The 17,056-nt window shown below is 71.1% G+C and carries 14 protein-coding genes, 1 tRNA gene and 1 pseudogene; 8 read left to right on the top strand and 8 right to left on the bottom strand.

The window, feature by feature from the left end; all coding sequences use genetic code 11:
- Position 1: 1 nt before the first annotated feature.
- The 7 genes from AB0F38_RS01680 to AB0F38_RS01650 form a co-directional block, all read right to left on the bottom strand.
- Positions 2 to 688 (bottom strand): hypothetical protein, encoded by a 687-nt coding sequence (locus AB0F38_RS01680; protein WP_361885067.1) that lies wholly within the window; start codon positions 686 to 688, stop codon positions 2 to 4.
- Positions 685 to 1,107: a thioesterase family protein gene (locus AB0F38_RS01675; protein ID WP_361885065.1), complete on the bottom strand. Its 423-nt coding sequence runs from the start codon at positions 1,105 to 1,107 to the stop codon at positions 685 to 687. The genes AB0F38_RS01680 and AB0F38_RS01675 overlap by 4 nt, the downstream gene beginning before the upstream one ends.
- Positions 1,108 to 1,109: 2 nt before the next feature.
- The gene (gene ettA / locus AB0F38_RS01670; protein ID WP_361885063.1) at positions 1,110 to 2,774 is read right to left on the bottom strand and encodes an energy-dependent translational throttle protein EttA; all 1,665 of its coding nucleotides are present in this window, start codon (positions 2,772 to 2,774) and stop codon (positions 1,110 to 1,112) included.
- 195 nt (positions 2,775 to 2,969) lie between these two features.
- Entirely contained in the window at positions 2,970 to 4,418 is a 1,449-nt protein-coding gene (locus tag AB0F38_RS01665) for a Cys-Gln thioester bond-forming surface protein (RefSeq protein WP_361886706.1), read from the bottom strand.
- Positions 4,419 to 4,661: 243 nt separating this feature from the next.
- The gene (locus AB0F38_RS01660) at positions 4,662 to 5,087 is read right to left on the bottom strand and encodes a single-stranded DNA-binding protein (RefSeq protein WP_361885061.1); all 426 of its coding nucleotides are present in this window, start codon (positions 5,085 to 5,087) and stop codon (positions 4,662 to 4,664) included.
- Positions 5,088 to 5,303: 216 nt separating this feature from the next.
- Positions 5,304 to 7,217: a GTPase gene (locus AB0F38_RS01655; protein WP_361885059.1), complete on the bottom strand. Its 1,914-nt coding sequence runs from the start codon at positions 7,215 to 7,217 to the stop codon at positions 5,304 to 5,306.
- Positions 7,214 to 8,857: a GTPase domain-containing protein gene (locus AB0F38_RS01650; RefSeq protein WP_361885057.1), complete on the bottom strand. Its 1,644-nt coding sequence runs from the start codon at positions 8,855 to 8,857 to the stop codon at positions 7,214 to 7,216. The genes AB0F38_RS01655 and AB0F38_RS01650 overlap by 4 nt, the downstream gene beginning before the upstream one ends.
- 318 nt (positions 8,858 to 9,175) lie before the next feature.
- On the opposite strand from AB0F38_RS01650, the gene AB0F38_RS01645 reads away from it, so the two are divergent.
- The 4 genes and pseudogenes from AB0F38_RS01645 to AB0F38_RS01630 all read left to right on the top strand — a co-directional run.
- Positions 9,176 to 9,248, top strand: a tRNA-Arg gene (locus AB0F38_RS01645).
- 209 nt (positions 9,249 to 9,457) lie between these two features.
- Positions 9,458 to 9,727, top strand: coding sequence for a type II toxin-antitoxin system prevent-host-death family antitoxin (locus AB0F38_RS01640; RefSeq protein WP_361885055.1), 270 nt, complete (start codon positions 9,458 to 9,460; stop codon positions 9,725 to 9,727).
- Positions 9,717 to 10,175, top strand: coding sequence for a type II toxin-antitoxin system VapC family toxin (locus AB0F38_RS01635; RefSeq protein ID WP_361885053.1), 459 nt, complete (start codon positions 9,717 to 9,719; stop codon positions 10,173 to 10,175). Before AB0F38_RS01640 ends, AB0F38_RS01635 begins: the two co-directional genes overlap by 11 nt.
- Positions 10,176 to 10,288: 113 nt before the next feature.
- A pseudogene (locus AB0F38_RS01630) lies at positions 10,289 to 10,508 on the top strand (VOC family protein); the annotation flags it as partial.
- A gap of 170 nt (positions 10,509 to 10,678) precedes the next feature.
- Here the strand turns inward: AB0F38_RS01630 and AB0F38_RS01625 are convergent.
- Entirely contained in the window at positions 10,679 to 11,479 is an 801-nt protein-coding gene (locus AB0F38_RS01625; protein WP_361885051.1) for an HAD-IIA family hydrolase, read from the bottom strand.
- Between the two features lie 135 nt (positions 11,480 to 11,614).
- On the opposite strand from AB0F38_RS01625, the gene AB0F38_RS01620 reads away from it, so the two are divergent.
- The 4 genes from AB0F38_RS01620 to AB0F38_RS01605 all read left to right on the top strand — a co-directional run bounded on the left by AB0F38_RS01620 (position 11,615) and on the right by AB0F38_RS01605 (position 17,043).
- Positions 11,615 to 12,901, top strand: a complete 1,287-nt coding sequence (locus AB0F38_RS01620) for a phosphoribosyltransferase (RefSeq protein WP_361885049.1) — start codon at positions 11,615 to 11,617, stop codon at positions 12,899 to 12,901.
- Between the two features lie 542 nt (positions 12,902 to 13,443).
- Positions 13,444 to 14,967, top strand: a complete 1,524-nt coding sequence (locus AB0F38_RS01615; protein WP_361885047.1) for a sugar ABC transporter ATP-binding protein — start codon at positions 13,444 to 13,446, stop codon at positions 14,965 to 14,967.
- A complete protein-coding gene (locus AB0F38_RS01610; protein WP_361885045.1) occupies positions 14,964 to 16,016 on the top strand; it encodes an ABC transporter permease in 1,053 nt (350 codons plus the stop codon). Before AB0F38_RS01615 ends, AB0F38_RS01610 begins: the two co-directional genes overlap by 4 nt.
- Positions 16,000 to 17,043 carry an ABC transporter permease gene (locus AB0F38_RS01605; protein WP_361885043.1) on the top strand — a complete coding sequence of 348 codons (1,044 nt, stop codon included), beginning with the start codon at positions 16,000 to 16,002 and terminating at the stop codon, positions 17,041 to 17,043. The genes AB0F38_RS01610 and AB0F38_RS01605 overlap by 17 nt, the downstream gene beginning before the upstream one ends.
- Positions 17,044 to 17,056 lie beyond the last annotated feature (13 nt).

Genomic DNA, 17,056 nt, shown 5'->3' with positions numbered 1-17,056 from the left:
CTCAGGCGGTCCCGACGGTCACCGCGAGGGTGCCGAGCCCGCCGCCCGCGCCCCGCAGGGCGATCGAGCCGAACGGTGTCCGCAGCCGCAGCCACGCACCGGCCGTGAGCAGCGCGACGGGGAAGGCGGGCGACGGCCGCAGGAAGCCGAGGGACTGGGCGGCGTGTACGGCGCGCAGCGGGAGTCCGGTGTCGCCGACCGTGCGGGACCAGATGTCACGGCCGATCAGGTCGCGTTCCGCGCGGGTGCGCCGGTCCTCGGGAAGGGCCGTGTCACGGGCCCGGAATTCGGCCACGGCGTCGGTGAGCGTGCTGCGCAGGCTCTCCGGTCCCGGGAGCCCGGGGCGTTCCTGCCAGCCGCCGCGCGGCGGCAGCACTCCGGTCCAGGGCGGACCGGTGACGGGCGCGGGCAGGGCACCGGGCCCGGCCGCTTCGTCCGGGTCCAGCGATTCGAGGAGTTCACCGGCCGAGACGGTGGTGTCGAAGTCCTGCGGGCCGGACAGCCGTGCCGTACGGATCGCGAGGACCTCGAACGACGGCGGGCGGCCGAACACCGCCAGGGCGCCGCCGCCCGCCTGGAGGCGGACAGCGGCGGCCCGGTCGTAGTGGAGCAGCCGGCCGAGGAAGGCGGCGAGATCCGCCGCCTCCCTCGCGTCGGCGAACTGCAGCGACCGCACGGGCACCGTCATGCGACAGCCGGCTCCTGGTCCAGGTACGCCTGGAGGAAGTGCTTCTCCTCGGCGGTGATCCGCCGGGGCCGCTCCTCGGCCAGGTCGTAGGGCACGACGATCGTCGACGCCCGTACGTAGACCTGCTCGGGGTCCTTGATCTCATAGGCGATCGTCAGCGACGCGGCACCTATCTTCGTGACCCAGGACTCGACGGTCACCGGCGCGTGCCGGTGGACCAGCGGGCGCACGTAGTCGATCTCGTGCCGGGCGACGACGGACCCGCCGGCGAAGGACGGCGAACCGTCCCCCGGCGCCAGCCGGAACATGAAGTCGATGCGCGCCTCCTCCAGGTAGCGGAGGAAGACCACGTTGTTCACGTGGCCGAAGGCGTCCATGTCCGACCAGCGCAGCGGACAGCTGTAGATGTGACGGGCCACGATCAGCCTCGCGTGAGCTTCTTGTACGTGGCGCGGTGCGGGCGGGCCGCGTCCGCACCGAGGCGCTCGATCTTGTTCTTCTCGTACGACTCGAAGTTGCCCTCGAACCAGTACCACTTGGAGTCGCCCTCGTACGCCAGGATGTGCGTGGCGACGCGGTCCAGGAACCAGCGGTCGTGGGAGATGACCACGGCCGCACCGGGGAACTCCAGCAGCGCGTTCTCGAGCGAGGACAGGGTCTCGACGTCGAGGTCGTTGGTGGGCTCGTCGAGGAGCAGCAGGTTGCCGCCCTCCTTGAGCGTCAGCGCCAGGTTGAGGCGGTTGCGCTCACCACCGGACAGGACACCGGCCGGCTTCTGCTGGTCCGGGCCCTTGAAGCCGAACGCGGAGACGTACGCCCGCGAGGGCATCTCGACCTGGCCGACGTTGATGTAGTCCAGCTCGTCCGACACGACGGCCCAGAGGGTCTTCTTCGGGTCGATGTTGGCGCGGGACTGGTCGACGTAGGAGATCTTGACCGTGTCGCCGACCTTGATGGCGCCGGAGTCCGGCGTCTCCAGGCCCTGGATCATCTTGAACAGCGTGGTCTTGCCCGCACCGTTCGGACCGATGATGCCGACGATGCCGTTGCGCGGGAGCGTGAACGACAGGTCGTCGATGAGGACCTTGTCGCCGAAGGCCTTCGAGAGGTTCTCGACCTCGACGACGATGGAACCGAGCCGCGGGCCCGGCGGGATCTGGATCTCCTCGAAGTCCAGCTTCCGCATCTTGTCCGCCTCGGCCGCCATCTCCTCGTAACGGGCGAGACGGGCCTTGGACTTGGTCTGGCGGCCCTTGGCGTTGGAGCGGACCCACTCCAGCTCTTCCTTGAGCCGCTTCTGACGCTTCTCGTCCTTGCGGCCCTCGACCTTGAGGCGGGTGGCCTTGCGGTCCAGGTACGTGGAGTAGTTGCCCTCGTAGGGGATCGCACGGCCGCGGTCGAGCTCGAGGATCCACTCGGCGACGTTGTTCAGGAAGTACCGGTCGTGGGTGACGGCCACGACGGCGCCCGGGTACTTCGAGAGGTGCTGCTCCAGCCAGTTCACCGACTCGGCGTCGAGGTGGTTGGTGGGCTCGTCGAGGAGGAGCAGGTCCGGGGCCTCGATCAGCAGCTTGCAGAGCGCCACACGGCGCTTCTCGCCGCCGGAGAGGTTGTTGACGGGCCAGTCGCCGGGCGGGCAGCCCAGGGCGTCCATGGCCTGCTCCAGCTGCGCGTCCAGGTCCCACGCGTTGGCGTGGTCCAGGTCCTCCTGGAGCTTGCCCATCTCGTCCATGAGCGCGTCGGAGTAGTCGGTCGCCATGAGCTCGGCGACCTCGTTGAAGCGCTTGAGCTTGCCCATGATCTCGGCGGCGCCGTCCTGGACGTTCTCCAGAACGGTCTTGCTCTCGTCGAGCTTCGGCTCCTGCATGAGGATGCCGACGCTGAAACCGGGAGCCAGGAACGCGTCACCGTTGGACGGCTGCTCCAGGCCCGCCATGATCTTCAGCACCGTGGACTTACCGGCGCCGTTGGGGCCCACCACACCGATCTTCGCACCGGGCAGGAAGTTCAGGGTGACGTCGTCGAGGATCACCTTGTCGCCATGCGCCTTGCGCGTCTTGCGCATGGTGTAGATGTACTCAGCCAAGAGAAACCGTCCGGCAGCAATAGAGGTGTGGGCAGATACACCCATCTTGCCTGACGTCCGCACCCGGACGGAAACCAGTCCGGTCCCGGGTACGCGCCTTCCGGCCGCCGGGAACGCGAAGGGCCCGGTACGGATGTCCGTACCGGGCCCGTCACCGGCGCGTTCTCACGAAGCGCCCGTGGTCACATCAGTCACTCACTGACCGCTGGTCTGCGGCTTCTTCCGGCGGAGCAGGAAGACCGCGCCGCCGCCGAGGACGACGAGGGCGATGGCGACACCCGCGATGACGGGGGTGGCACTGGAGCCGCCGGTCGCGGCGAGGTCGCCCTCGGCGCCGGTGGAGCTGGTGCCGGTCTGGGCGGGCACCGGCTCGGAGCCACTCTGGGTGTCGGTCTCGTCACCCGGCGCCGGGGTGCCTGCGGTCTCGCAGTCCAGGACGCCCTTGAAGTTCTTGCTGAAGCCGCCGGGGCCGGTGATCGTGAAGTCGTAGGCCTGGTCCTCGGCGACCGGGATCGTCACCGTCCGGGTCTCACCGGCGGGGATGGTGTGTTTGGCGCCGGCGAGCTCGAAGGTGAAGGGCTCGTCGCCCTTGTTGCCCGCGGTGATGTCCACGCCGCCCTTGGCGCAGTTCTTCTCGGCGGTGAGCGCGGGGGCAGCGCCCTTCTCGGCCCAGGTGGCGGTCGCCGTCGCGGTGACCGTGGACTCGCTGGAGCCGGCGAGGATCATCGTCTGGCTCTTGATCAGCCCGGTGAAGACCCGGCCGACGGGGACCGAGGTCGTGGCCTGGACGGTCAGCGAGGCGGAGCCGTCGGCGGCGTCCTCGGGGATGTCGAAGTAGAGGCCGGTGCCGTCGACGGCCTCGGTGACGGGCTTGCCGTCCTTGTCGGTGACCGTGACCCCGCTGGCGGCGGCGTCGGCCGGCGGCGAGACGGAGACCTGTTCGGCGTCCGTGTGGACGGTGACCGGGCCGAGCCGCTGACCGGCCTTGCCAGAGACCGCGGCAGGCTCCAGGGCGACGGAGGCCTTGGGCTCCTCGACGACCTGGGCCTGCTTCTCCAGCCAGTCGGCGAGCTTCTCGGCGTTCTCGTCCTTGGCCGTGACGTCGGCCTTGTCCGAGAAGCGCCAGATGGCGACCTGGGTGCCCGCGGCAGCGGTCTTCTCCGTGAGCGGTCCGGTCCCGGCCTCGTCGGCGAGCGCCGCGAAGTCGTTCACCTGCGGGTAGGAGTGCTGCAGGATCCAGCGGATCTTGCCCGCGTTCTCGTTCTTACCGAGCGAGGACTGGTCCCAGGGGGTCTCCTGGTACTTGGCCCCGTCCTTGGTCGGGGTGTGGAAGTCGATGCAGTACGTCTTGATCGTGCCGCCGCCGTCGACCTTCATCTCGAACAGTCCGGCGGGAAGCTCCTGGGACTTGCCGTCGCCCGTGTTGAGCAGCGCGTAGTCATAGGTCTTCAGGTCGTCCAGTACGGCGGTCGCGCCGCCCTGGTGCTGACCGGGCTCCGCGGCCGCCGGCGTCGCGCCGGCGAGGCCGCCGGCCGCGAGGAGGCCGGAGGCCAGCACAGCGGCTGCTGTCCGGGCGAGGCCGCGGCCCCGCCCCGCGCGGCCCGGCTCCTGGTCGTGCCGGCGACCTCCGCTCAGGCTCTGTATGGACTGCTCCGTCGTCGCCCTGGACGACGGAGAGGTTGCTGAAGACACAGAAAACACAGAATTCCCCTCCGGGCGAGACCTTCACGCATGGTGCGCGTGTGGGAGGTGCCTCGCCAGCAAACTCAAGTGCCGCATGAGTACTGGGGAATCGTAAAGAGCAAGTGAAGGACAGTCCCCCGTCATACCGTCAGATAACCATTCCGAATCGCAATCGTTATCGGCAGCTCCGGCGCGCCTGGGTGTTCAGGACACCGAAACCATTTCCGTGGCCGGTTCCTGACGATGCGTGGGGGCTGTGAGCGCCGGGTCGCCTCTGACCACCCGCCGGAACGCGGCCGTGCCTCGGGTCAGATCATGTCCCGCCGCCACGGCCTCGATGTCCACGGAGGTCTTCCACGTCCCGTCGCGCTCCTCCTCGCGCACCTTCAGCCGGCCGTGCACGACGAGGGGTTCTCCCACGGCGACCGATCCGGACAGATTCGATGCCAGGGTCCGCCGGGCCCACACCGTGTAGAAGCTGGTGCGGCCGTCCGCCCAGATCTGCTTCTCGCGATCCCAGCGCCGTGGTGTCACCGCCATGCGGAATCGCGCCATGGGACCCGTCGCCGTTTCCCGGAAGTCCACCGGAGTTGCGGCATTTCCCACCAGCGTCACCCATGTGTCGTTCATTTCCCGTCCCCCGTTTCCGTCCTGTTGTCCGTCCGCGCGTACCGCTGCCCGGCTTCTCCGGCCCGTCCGTCCGGCCGCCGGGCAGGCCGCGGCGGAGCGTGGCCGATAGGGCATCCCGCGCGGTCCGCCGGCGCCCGGCACGATCCGGTGCGATCCCGTGCGGACCGCCGACACCCATGCTGGAGGGAATTCGGGAATGCCGCGGAGGCCTGTGGACTACCGGCCGGTTGTGGAAAACTCCGTCACCGTCACGTACCGCTCCCGCACCTCGCGGTAGCGCGCCAGCTCCGCCGCGACCGGGTCGAGGACCCGGGCCCGGCCGCATCCCGCGGCCGTCTCGCGCAGCCGCCGCTCCGCCTCCTGCCCGTACCGGCGGGCGGGACCACGGGCCGCGGCCGCGCACGACCACTCCACGAGCGGTCCGCCGACGACTCCCGCGAGCATGAGCAGCGCGGGGGTGACCAGCCCGGGTTCGATCACGCCGACGATCTGACCGAGCAGCCACAGTCCGCCGAAGATCTGAAGCAGTGTCATCGAGGCCTGTGCCAGCACGGCGGCGGGCCACCACGCGGGGCGCGGGGGCCTGGCGCCACGACCGCCGGGCGCCCCCGCGACGGGGGTGACGGCCCTGCCCGCGAGCCCGGAACCCCTCACCGCGGCGCCCTTCGCGTCCGGGCCCGTCGTACCGGAGCCCGGGCCGGGCGACCCCGCGCGCCCCCGGCCGCCCGAGGCCTGTGCCTGAGCGTTCCGTGACAGCTCGTCCAGCGCCTCCGGCAGCCCCTTGGCCCCGTTGACCGCCGCCTCACGCACAGCCTGCGCCCAGGGTGTGGGCAGCCCGTCGACGGCGTCGTCCGCCAGCTTCCGTACGGCCTGCTCCACCCGCTGCCGGGCGGTGAGTTCCTCCTCCGGCGGTGCGAGGGCCTGCGCCATGAGGTCCAGGCCGCCGCCACCGAGCTGCCGGGTGGACTCGTACCAGCGCCACAGCCTCAGCCACGGCGTGCCGCAGGCCCGCCCCGCGTTCCTGCGCCACTCGCGCTCGGCCGCCTGCCCCGCGGCCGACGCGCCCACCGCCTCGGCCAGCCGGTCGGTGAACTCCTCACGGGCCCGTTCCCCGAGTCCCGGCCGCCCTTCGGCGACGTACACGGGGCGCAGCCGCGCGGCTGCCGCGTCCACGTCGGCGGACAGGCGGCGGGTCGCCGCCGTACGGTCCTGGACGAACCGGCCGAGCAGCTCGCGCAGGTCACCCACCCCGTGACCGGTGAGGGCGGACAGGGACATGACGGTGGCACCGGGTTCGCCGTGTTCCCCCACCGCCATGCCGTCCTCGTCCAGCAGCCGGCGCAGGTCGTCCAGGACGAGGTCGGCGGCCTCGCCGGGCAGCCGGTCGATCTGGTTGAGGACGACGAAGGTGATCTCGGCGTGCCCTGCGAGCGGCCGCAGGTAGCGTTCGTGAAGGGCCGCGTCGGCGTACTTCTCCGGGTCGACGACCCAGATCACCGCGTCGACCAGCGCCAGCACCCGGTCCACCTGGTCACGGTGGCCGGTCGCCGCCGAGTCGTGGTCGGGCAGATCCACCAGCACGAGCCCCTGCAGCGCCTCGTCGGTGTCCGTGCCCCCCTGCACGGGCCTGCGCCGCAGCCTGCCGGGAATGGCCAGCCGGTCCAGCAGCCCGGCGGCGCCGTCCGTCCAGCTGCAGGCGAGCGGCGCGGAGGTGGTCGGCCTGCGCAGTCCGGTCTCGGAGATCTGTGCGCCCGCCAGTGCGTTGAAGAGGGTGGACTTCCCGCTGCCGGTGGCGCCGGCGATGGCGACGACCGTGTGGCGGGACGAGAGCCGCTGCCGGGCGGAGGCCTCGTCCAGCACCCGTCCCGCCTCGGCGAGGGTGTCGCCGTCGAGCCTGGCCCGGGACAGCCCGACGAGCTCGCGCAGCGCGTCGAGCCGGGGCCGCAGAGGGCTGCCGGGCAGTCCGTACGCCTCCACCTGGGGCCGTACGTCGTCGTCGGACGGGCGTTCCTGCCGCGACCCCTCCTGTGCGGCGTCGGCGGCGCGCCTCGCGATGAGCCCGTCGTCCCAGCTCCGTCCCTGGGGTCCTTCGACACCCTCGGCCCGGTCGCGGTCGGTGACAGCAGTCATCGCTTCCACCTCTCCTTCTGCAGTACGGACAGTGCGGCGATCAGTTCGGCCTGCGGTTCCGGGACCACTTCGAGCGCGTCCAGCGGGGTGAGCCGCCGGTCGCGTTCGGCGTGCATGACCTGGTCCAGGCAGCCCGCGAGGAGTGCCCCACCCTTGTCGCGCAGGCGCAACGCTCCCTGGGCGCCGATCCGTTCGGCGAGCTGCTCCCCGGCGCCCCGGGCACGGCGCCCGCCCAGCAGGACGGCGGCCAGGAGCGCGGCCACCGTCTCGCCGTCGGGCGCGGCGCTGCGTTCCAGCAGCCGCGTCTCCTCCTCGGCCAGTTCCTCCAGGACCCGCCGCCAGCGTCGTACGGCCATGGCGATACGGCCCTGGATGTCCTCGGCCGGTCCCCATCCGCCGGCTTCCCGGCCGGCGTCCTCGTACCGGAAGTCCCCCGCGGCGGGCTCCCGCTGCCAGGTGGTGCGGATCTGTTCGTCGGCGGCGGCCACCGCGCACTGGAGCAGGGCGGCCAGGCTCTCCACGAGCGCGTCGAGCAGTTCCTCGGCGGTGCTGTAGAGCGGGTATCCGCGCCACCGGGTGCGTGCGGCCCCCGCGAGCACGGCACCGTTCTGGAGCCGCCGCCGGACGCGGGCCGACTCCTTGCCGTACGCCTCCTCGACCACCCCTGTCAGCCGGACCGCCGCCGCGTACTGCGCGGACACGGCCCCGGCCAGCTCGGGCATCCGTCTGTTGAGCGAGTCGATGACCCCGGACGCCGTTCGCCCCACGGCCTGCTGACGGGCCGCCGGATCCTGGGCGCGGTGGGTGAGCCACGCGAGCAGCGGTGCGACGGCGGTGGTGGGCAGCAGGCCGCTGCCACCGCCCGCGGACTCGGGCAGTTCCGGGATCGTGAAGCGGGGGACCTCGCCGAGCCCGGCCCGGGTGAGCAGGGCGGCGTACTGGCGCGAGACTTCGGCGATGACCTGGTGCGGCACCCGGTCCAGAACGGTGACCAGGGAGGCGTCGTACTCCCTGGCGGTGCGCAGCAGGTGCCAGGGGACCGCGTCGGCGTACCGGGACGCGGTGGTCACCATGACCCAGATGTCGGCGGCGCAGATGAGTTCGGCGGCCAGGACCCTGTTCCGTACGACGAGCGAGTCGATGTCCGGGGCGTCCAGCAGCGCGAGCCCCCGGGGCAGGGTCGCCGCGGTCTCCACGCGCAGGACGGTGTCGTCCTGGTCCCCGTCCACCCCGAGGTGGTCGAGCCCGTCCGGATCCCGGGCCTGCCCCGGAGGCAGCCACACCCTGGTCAGCTCGGGCAGGACGCGCACCCCGGCGAACCAGTGGTGGTCGTCGGGGTGGCAGACGAGCACCGGGGTCCGCGTGGTCGGGCGGAGCACACCGGCCTCACTGACCCGGCACCCCACCAGCGAGTTGACGAGCGTCGACTTCCCCGCTCCGGTGGATCCGCCGATCACCGCGAGCAGCGGTGCCTCGGGGTCCTTCAGCCGTGGCACCAGGTAGTCGTCGAGCTGGGCGAGCAGTTCGGTCCTCGTCTGCCGGGCACGCGGGGCCCCCGGCAGAGGGAGTGGAAGACGCACGGCAGCGACACGGTCGCGCAGGGCGGAAAGTGCGTCGATGAGCTGGGGCCGTACATCCATGGTTACCACATGTGAAGAATGCCCAATTTTAACGCCTTTTTGAAGCGTATAGGCCCCTCTGCGCGGCGGATCCACCCCAGGGGACAGAGGGGACGAGTGGGGCGCAGGCATAACGAGTGCACAACACCCGGGGCGCGAGGCGCGAAAAGCGGTGCATGAATCGCACCTACCTGCGATTATCGGTTCGCTTCACCGAACCTCCACATCGTGCCACGCAGGTGAAGCAACCGGGACAAGGCGATCGGAGCCCTATCCTTGTCCCGGCAAGGTCACGGATGGCTTGATCCAGCGCCCTCCGGGCCACCGAGGCCGACACCGGCCCCCGTAGCTCAGTGGATAGAGCAGGCGCCTTCTAAGCGCTTGGCCGCAGGTTCGAGTCCTGCCGGGGGCGCAACCAGCCCCTCACCCGTGGAAGCGCGTGAGGGGCTCTTCCGTGTCCGGACGCACATCGCTCCGACGGCAAGCGCCTTCACCTGCCCGTGATCGCGAGCACGGCACCCTTACGTCGCGGCGGCAACGACTCCAGCTGGTGGAGCGCCTCACGACGTGCGATGTGCTACCAGGTAGCACCGAGTGGCGCCCTTTGTTAGCGTGAATACCATGACAGCGCAGCCCGAGATCACCCAGCGCGATCTTCGCACCCGTTCCAAAGAGATCATGGATGCCGTCCAAGGAGGACAGGCATTCACCGTCACCCGCGACGGACACCGTGTCGGCGAGCTGATCCCGCTCCGCCGCCGTCGCCGCTTCGTTCCCCGTGCCGAGTTCGCAGCCATGTCACGCACCGCACCTGACATCTCGCCGGCCGCCTTCCGCGACGACCAGGACGCCGTCATCGAGCAGGAGTTGGACGACCCGTATGCCCGTTGAGTACGAGCAGGGACTGCTCGACACCAACATCATGATCCTGCGCAAGTGGATCGACGCCGACGAGTTGCCCGCCGAGATGGCCATCAGCACCATCACCCTCGCGGAACTCTCTGCAGGCCCTCATCAGGTACGCGGCGGTGCCGAGCAGAGCGACTACGACGAACACGCCGAGCGGGCCCGCCGCATGGACGTCCTGCAGCGCGCCGAGAACGAATTCGACCCCATCCCATTCGACGTGGAGGCGGCTCGCATCTACGGCAGAATCTGCGCCGCAGTCGTTTCCGCGGGCCGCAAGCCCCGTCGCCGCGCGGCCGACCTGATGATCGCCGCCACCGCGGCCGCCGAGGAACTCCCCCTCTTCACCACGAACCCCGACGACTTCAAGGGCCTCGACAAGCTGATCACCATTGTGCCCGTAACCCGGCCCGAGATCCTGCACGACCGGTAGTACCGCGCCCGCGTGACCGCCGCGGCGGCACCGCCCCGGTCAGGGAACCCGCAACCTGAGCGGTGATGTCACGCCGGGATTCTTGGTGAGCATCACACGCCGGTAGTGACCGGATGACGCCGATCAAGAAGTTCCAAGTCACCTTCGACTGCGCAGGACCTGAACACCTCACTCGTCACTGGTGCGAGGTGTCGGAGTAGGTCGTACCGCCGCCGGAGGGGTTGCCACCGGGGACGATCTCAAGCACTCGTCGTCACCTGAGCAGCGGGATTCTTGGTCGCCTGCGGTGATCCCTCAGGTCTGGGCCCGCGACTCTGCTTCCAGCGCGTCCCCGCCCAGGCCTCGCCGTATACGGTGCCGCCGTTGTACGGGGAGAAGGCGGCGAAGCCGGACGTACGGCTGGATTCGCGGTGGGAGGCCGAGACCGTGGGCCCAGTCCCGGACCGGTTTCAGGTTGTTCTCGGGCAGGGAAACGTTTCACGCGTCCCCTCAGGGGGTGCGGGTCAGTGTCCGAGCCGCTCCACCAGAGCGGGAACGTCCGCGAAGGAGTCCAGGACGTGGTCCGGGGTGCCGTCGGCCGCCGCGTGCGTCTCGGGCAGGTACTTGCCTGTCCTCACCAGGACGCCGGTGATGCCATGGCGCTGGGCGGCCAGCACGTCCGACTCGATGTCGTCGCCCACCATCAGCGCCTCGGACGGGGTGGCACCGAGACGGGCCAGGGCCGCGGCGAAGAACGCCCCGGCCGGCTTGCCGGTGACGGCGGCCTCGGTGCCGGCCGCCCGTTCCAGGCCCAGGAGGAAGGCCCCGGTGTCGAGGTCGAGTCCTCCGGCGGTGCGCCAGTACAGACTCCGGTGCATGGCGACGAGCCCGGCACCCTGCTGGACATGGCGGAACGCGCGGTTCAGCGCCGCGTACGTGAACGCGTCGCCCGCTCCGCCGAGCACGACGACGTCCGGCACGGCACCCTCGGCGTCCTCCTCCTCGACGAGCGTCACCCCCGACAGGTCGTCCCGTACGTCCCCCGTGCTGATCAGGAGGCAGCGCGCCTCCGGGTGGTGTTCGCGCAGATACGCGGCGGTGGCGGCGGGCGCGGTGAGGATGTCGTCGGCCTCGACGGGGAAGCCCGTCCCGGCGAGCCGGCCGGCGATCGCGGCGCGGGTCCGTGACGTGGTGTTGGTGACGAGCGCCAGCGGGATGCCCGTGGCGCGCAGCCGCCGCACGGCATCCACCGCGCCGGGCAACGGCTTCCAGGAAACCGTGAGCACGCCGTCGATGTCGATCAGGACCGCTCCGATTCGTTCCATGCTCACGACCGTCCCCGACTTGCCGAACGGGCGCAAATGAGATTGTTTCGAAGGGTGAGGGCGTGCGTGTACGCCGCGGTGCGGCACGATTCGCCGCTCCGCCCGCCCCCGCCCAGACGTTGGAGGTGAACCACTGTGCTGTTCACCGACCGCACGGACGCCGGACGACGGCTCGCCGGGGCACTCGGGCATCTGCGGGCGCGCGACCCCGTCGTCCTGGGACTTCCCCGTGGCGGGGTCCCGGTGGCCTTCGAGGTGGCGCGGGCGCTGGGTGCGCCGCTCGACGTGATCGTGGTCCGCAAGCTGGGCGTCCCGTACCGCCCGGAACTGGGATTCGGTGCGATCGGCGAGGGCGGGGTGCGGGTCATCAGCGATGAGATCGTCCGTCATGCCGGGGTACGGGAGAAGGACCTCGTCTCCGTCGAGCGCGCCGAGGAGGCGGAGCTCCTGCGCCGGGCCCGGGCGTACCGGGAGGGCAGGCCTCGCCTCGCCCTCACCGGCCGGACGGTGGTCGTGGTCGATGACGGGATCGCCACCGGGGCGACCGCCAGGGCCGCGTGCCGGGTCGTACGGGCGCAGGGCGCCGCGCATGTCGTCCTGGCCGTGCCGGTGGCGTCGCCGGATGTCGTCGCACGGCTGAGCGAGGACGTGGACGAGGTCGTGTGCCTGTCCACGCCGAGCCTCTTCTCCGCCGTCGGCGAGTGGTACCGCGACTTCTCCCAGACCTCCGACGAGGAGGTCGTCGCCCTCCTGGCGCGGGCCCCCGAGGGCGGGGGCCCGTCGGCCGGCCAGGCGGAGGAGGTCGAGGTGGACGCGGGTGGGATCGGGCTCACCGGGGACCTCGTACTCCCCCGGGACGCCGGGGCGGCCGTGGTGTTCGCCCATGGCTCCGGCAGCAGCCGCCACAGCCCCCGCAACCGTTCCGTGGCGACGGCCCTCAACAAGGCCGGCCTCGGCACCCTGCTCCTCGACCTCCTCACGCCCGGGGAGGAGGTCGACCGGGCCAATGTGTTCGATATCGGGCTGCTCGCCGGGAGGCTGGCGGGCGCCACCGACTGGCTGCGGCACCGCGTGTCCGTGCCGGTCGGCTCCTTCGGGGCGAGCACCGGGGCGGCGGCGGCGCTGCGGGCCGCCGCCGCGGCCGACTCGGGCGTCGGCGCCGTGGTCTCCCGCGGCGGGCGCCCCGATCTGGCCGGAGCGGACCTGTCCGAGGTGCGGGCGCCGACCCTGCTCATCGTGGGCGGCGACGACACGACGGTGATCGACCTCAACCGGCAGGCGCAGGCGGCGCTCCGCTGCGAGAACCGGCTCGACATCATCCCCGGCGCCACGCATCTGTTCGAGGAGCCGGGCGCCCTGGACCGGGTCGCGGAGCTGGCCCAGGAGTGGTTCACCAGACATCTGGTAGCGGGAGCCGGCTGAGGGCTCCGCGCGGATCGAGCCGGACCCGGTCCTGGGTGTGCAAGGCGGGCCCCGTGCGGCGCGTCCCTGACCGTCGCCCCGAACGGCCTCCGCCCGAAACCTCGTTGCCCGGGACGCCACACCGCCCCCGCCTGCGCGGCCCCCACTACCCTGCCCCCTCCCCCCAGGACGGCCCGCAGCCCGCGGCGCACTGTGAGGGGTCCGTTCCCGGGGCCTGAACCGGCGTGCCGGACAACGATGCCATCTGCACGCCACCGTCCCGGGCGGCGCGAACTCGGAATTCCTGGTGCGCACTTGTAAGAGGAGCGATGCGTGACCGTTATGTGAATCGATTCAAGGCCGGTGAAGATAGTCCGCCGCCCCGAAGACTGTCAAGAGGGCCCACCCATCCCCCCATTCAGGTCGCACAACGCCCTCCTTGAGTGAACTTCTCCCCATCAACCCATTGACTGCGCCCGCAATCCCCCTTTAGCTTCCGAGCAACCTCATTGAAACCTTTCACGGCGAGTGGAGCGACACCTTCCCACCGCTGAGGAGCTCCTATGAACCAGTCCGCCCCGGACCCGGCCCCGGTCCTGGCCCTGAAGGGCGTGAGCAAGTCCTTCGGTGCCGTACGGGCCCTGCAGGACGTGTCCCTGCGGTTGTTCCCCGGCGAGGCCCACGCACTCGCCGGAGAGAACGGCGCGGGCAAGTCCACGCTGATCAAGGCCCTCGCCGGGGTGCACCGTCCGGACAGCGGCGAGGTGCTGCTCGACGGCGAGTCCGTCGTCTTCCACGGTCCGGCAGACGCCCGTGACGCCGGTATCGCCGTCATCTACCAGGAGCCGACGCTCTTCCCCGACCTGTCGATCGCCGAGAACATCTTCATGGGCCGCCAGCCCCGGCGCGCGCTGGGCCGCATCGACCGCAAGGCCGTGCACGCCACCACCGCCGGGCTGATGCGCCGGCTCGGCGTCGATCTGGCCCCCGACCGGCCCGCCCGCGGGCTGTCGATCGCCGACCAGCAGATCGTCGAGATCGCCAAGGCGCTCTCCTTCGACGCCCGTGTCCTGATCATGGACGAGCCGACCGCCGCCCTGACCGGCAGTGAGACGGCCCGGCTGTTCTCCGTCGTCCGGACCCTGCGCGCGGAGGGCGCGGCCGTGCTGTTCATCTCGCACCGCCTCGACGAGATCTTCGAGCTGTGCCAGCGCGTCACGACCCTGCGCGACGGACGCTGGATCTCCTCGGAGCCGCTGGAGGGTCTCACCGAGGACGACCTGGTCCGCAGGATGGTCGGCCGCGACCTCGACGACCTCTATCCGAAGCAGGAGGCCGAGGTCGGCGACGTCGCCCTCTCGGTGCACCGGCTGACCCGCGAGGGCGTCTTCCGCGACGTGTCCTTCGAGGTCCGCCGCGGCGAGATCGTGGCGCTCGCCGGGCTCGTCGGCGCCGGGCGCACCGAGGTCGCGCAGGCGGTCTTCGGTGTCGACCGTGCCGACGCGGGCGAGGTGAAGGTGGCCGGCACGGTGCTGCGGCCCGGTTCGCCGACCGCCGCGATGGCCGCCGGGCTCGCTCTCGTACCCGAGGACCGGCGCCAGCGCGGGCTGGTCATGGATATGTCGATCGAGCGCAACATCGGCCTCACCGGCCTGGCCGAGGTCCGCAAGCGCGGGCTCGTCAGCCGGGCCCTGGAGCACGACCGGGCCGCCGACTGGGCCGTGCGCCTCCAGCTCAAGTACAACCGGCTGGCCGACACCGTGGGTGTGCTGTCCGGCGGCAACCAGCAGAAGGTCGTGCTCGCCAAGTGGCTGGCGACCGGCCCCGAGGTGCTGATCGTCGACGAACCGACCCGCGGCATCGATGTCGGCACCAAGGCCGAGGTCCACCGGCTGCTCTCGTCGCTCGCGGCGGACGGCCTCGCCGTCCTGATGATCTCCTCCGACCTGCCGGAGGTCATCGGCATGGCCGACCGGGTGCTCGTGATGCGCGAGGGCCGGCTCGTCGCCGAGATCCCGCGCGAGAGCGCCACCGAGGAATCGGTCATGGCGGCGGCCACCGGACGCAACGAGAGGGCAGCGGCATGACCACCACCATCGAGAGTCCGCCGGACACCGCGAAGGCGCCGGACCGGAGCGCCTCCTCGCTCGTGGACGCGGTCTTCCGGGCCCGCGAGATCTCCATCGCCGGGGCGCTGGTGCTGCTGATTCTCGGCACCTACCTGGCCAACCCGCTCTTCCTGTCCGACCAGGGCGTCAAGGACCTGCTGCTCAACGCGTCGATCCTGGTGCTGCTCGCGGTCGGCCAGTCCGCCGTGGTGATCACCCGCAACATCGACCTGTCGGTCGGCTCGGTCGTCGGCCTCTCCGCGTTCGCCTGCGGCAAGTTCGTCGCGGGGACGGACCACGGGGTGCTGACCGTGATGCTGCTCGGCATCGCCATCGGCGTGGTCTGCGGACTGGTGTCCGGCGCCCTCGTCAGCTTCGGCAGGGTCCCGGCGCTCGTCGTGACCCTGGGCATGCTCTACATCATCCAGGGCATCGACTACTGGTGGGCGCAGGGCGAGCAGATCAGCGCCTCCGACGTGCCGGAAGCCGTACTGGGGCTCGGCAGCGGCAGCCTGGCCGGCATCCCGTACCTGCCGCTCGTCGCCGTCGTCCTGCTCGCGGCGACCGCGTACTTCCTGCGCAGCTACCGCTCGGGGCGTGAGCTGTACGCGATCGGTTCGAGCCCGGAGGCCGCCCGGCTCGCCGGCATCCCGATCCGCCGCCGGGTGCTGGCCGCCTACGCCTTCTCCGGGGCAGTCGCCGGCTTCGCCGGGGCCCTGTGGCTGGCCCGTTTCGGCACCGTCGTCGCGGACAACGCGCACGGCTGGGAACTGACCGTCGTCAGTGCCGTCGTCGTCGGCGGTGTCGCCATCACCGGCGGCACCGGCACCGTGTGGGGTGCCGCACTCGGCGCCCTGCTGCTCACCACCATCGGCAGTGTCCTGGTCGTCCTGAAGGTGGACTCCTTCTGGCAGGGCGCCATCACCGGTGCGCTCCTCCTGCTGGCCATCAGCGTCGACCGGATCGTGAACCTGCGGATGACCGCCGCACTGAGGAAGAGGAACGCCCGTCATGACCACGGCGCCTGACACGAAGGCGGCTCCCACGCCGCGGGCCTCTCTCGTACGCGGCCTGGCGCTGCGCTGGGACACCGCGGTCGGTGTCCTCCTGGTGGCGGTCCTCGTCGTCGGCCTCGGCAGCACGGAGGGCTTCGGTTCGAGCGAGAACCTCGCGTTCGCCTTCAACGACATCGCCGAAGTCGCCATCATCGCCCTCCCGATGACCCTCCTGGTCGTCGCCGGGCAGGTCGACCTGTCGGTCGCCTCCATGCTGGGCCTGGGCAGTGCGCTGACCGGTGCGCTGTGGGAGGCGGGCTGGGCCTTCGAGGCGATCGTGCCGGTGGTGCTCCTGGTGGGCGTCGCCGGAGGTCTCCTCAACGGCTGGCTGGTCACCAGGGTGGGCCTGCCGTCCCTGGCCGTCACCATCGGCACCCTGGCGCTCTACCGGGGTCTGGCCTCGGTGGCGCTCGGCAGCGACGCGGTGACGGACTTCCCGCAGGCGTACGCCGACTGGGCCGTCGACACCACGACCGTCCCGGGCACGTTCCTCACCTACCCGGTCCTGCTCTTCGTCGTGCTGGCCGCCGTTACCGCGGTGGTGCTGCACGCGACCGGTCTGGGCCGCTCGCTCTTCGCGATCGGCGCCCAGGAGGAGGCCGCGTACTTCGCCGGCATCCGGGTCAAGCGGATCAAGCTGCTGCTCTTCGTCGTGACCGGCCTGTTCTCCGCCTTCGCGGGTGTCGTCTTCACCCTCCGGTACGGAAGTGCCCGCGCGGACAACGGACTCGGCTTCGAGATGCTCGTCATCGCGTCCGTCCTGCTCGGCGGCATCGACTTCGACGGCGGGAAGGGCACGCTCTTCGGCGCGGTCGCCGGTGTCCTGCTGATCGGTGTCCTGAAGAACCTCCTCACCCTCAACGACATCGCCAACGAGGTCCAGGTCATCGTGACCGGCCTGCTGCTCGTGGCGTCCGTCCTCACCCCACGGATCATCGCCGCCGTGGTCGAACGACGGCACCGGCGGGCCGCGAACACCCCCGTGCCCCCTTCGTCGTAACGCCCCTTCCGCC

It is taken from the genome of Streptomyces sp. NPDC025273 (genome assembly GCF_040638585.1).
In the GTDB taxonomy this organism is placed as follows: domain Bacteria; phylum Actinomycetota; class Actinomycetes; order Streptomycetales; family Streptomycetaceae; genus Streptomyces; species Streptomyces cinereorectus.
Note: the sequence above shows the minus strand (reverse complement) of the source record. Positions and strands in the feature narration are given on the sequence as shown.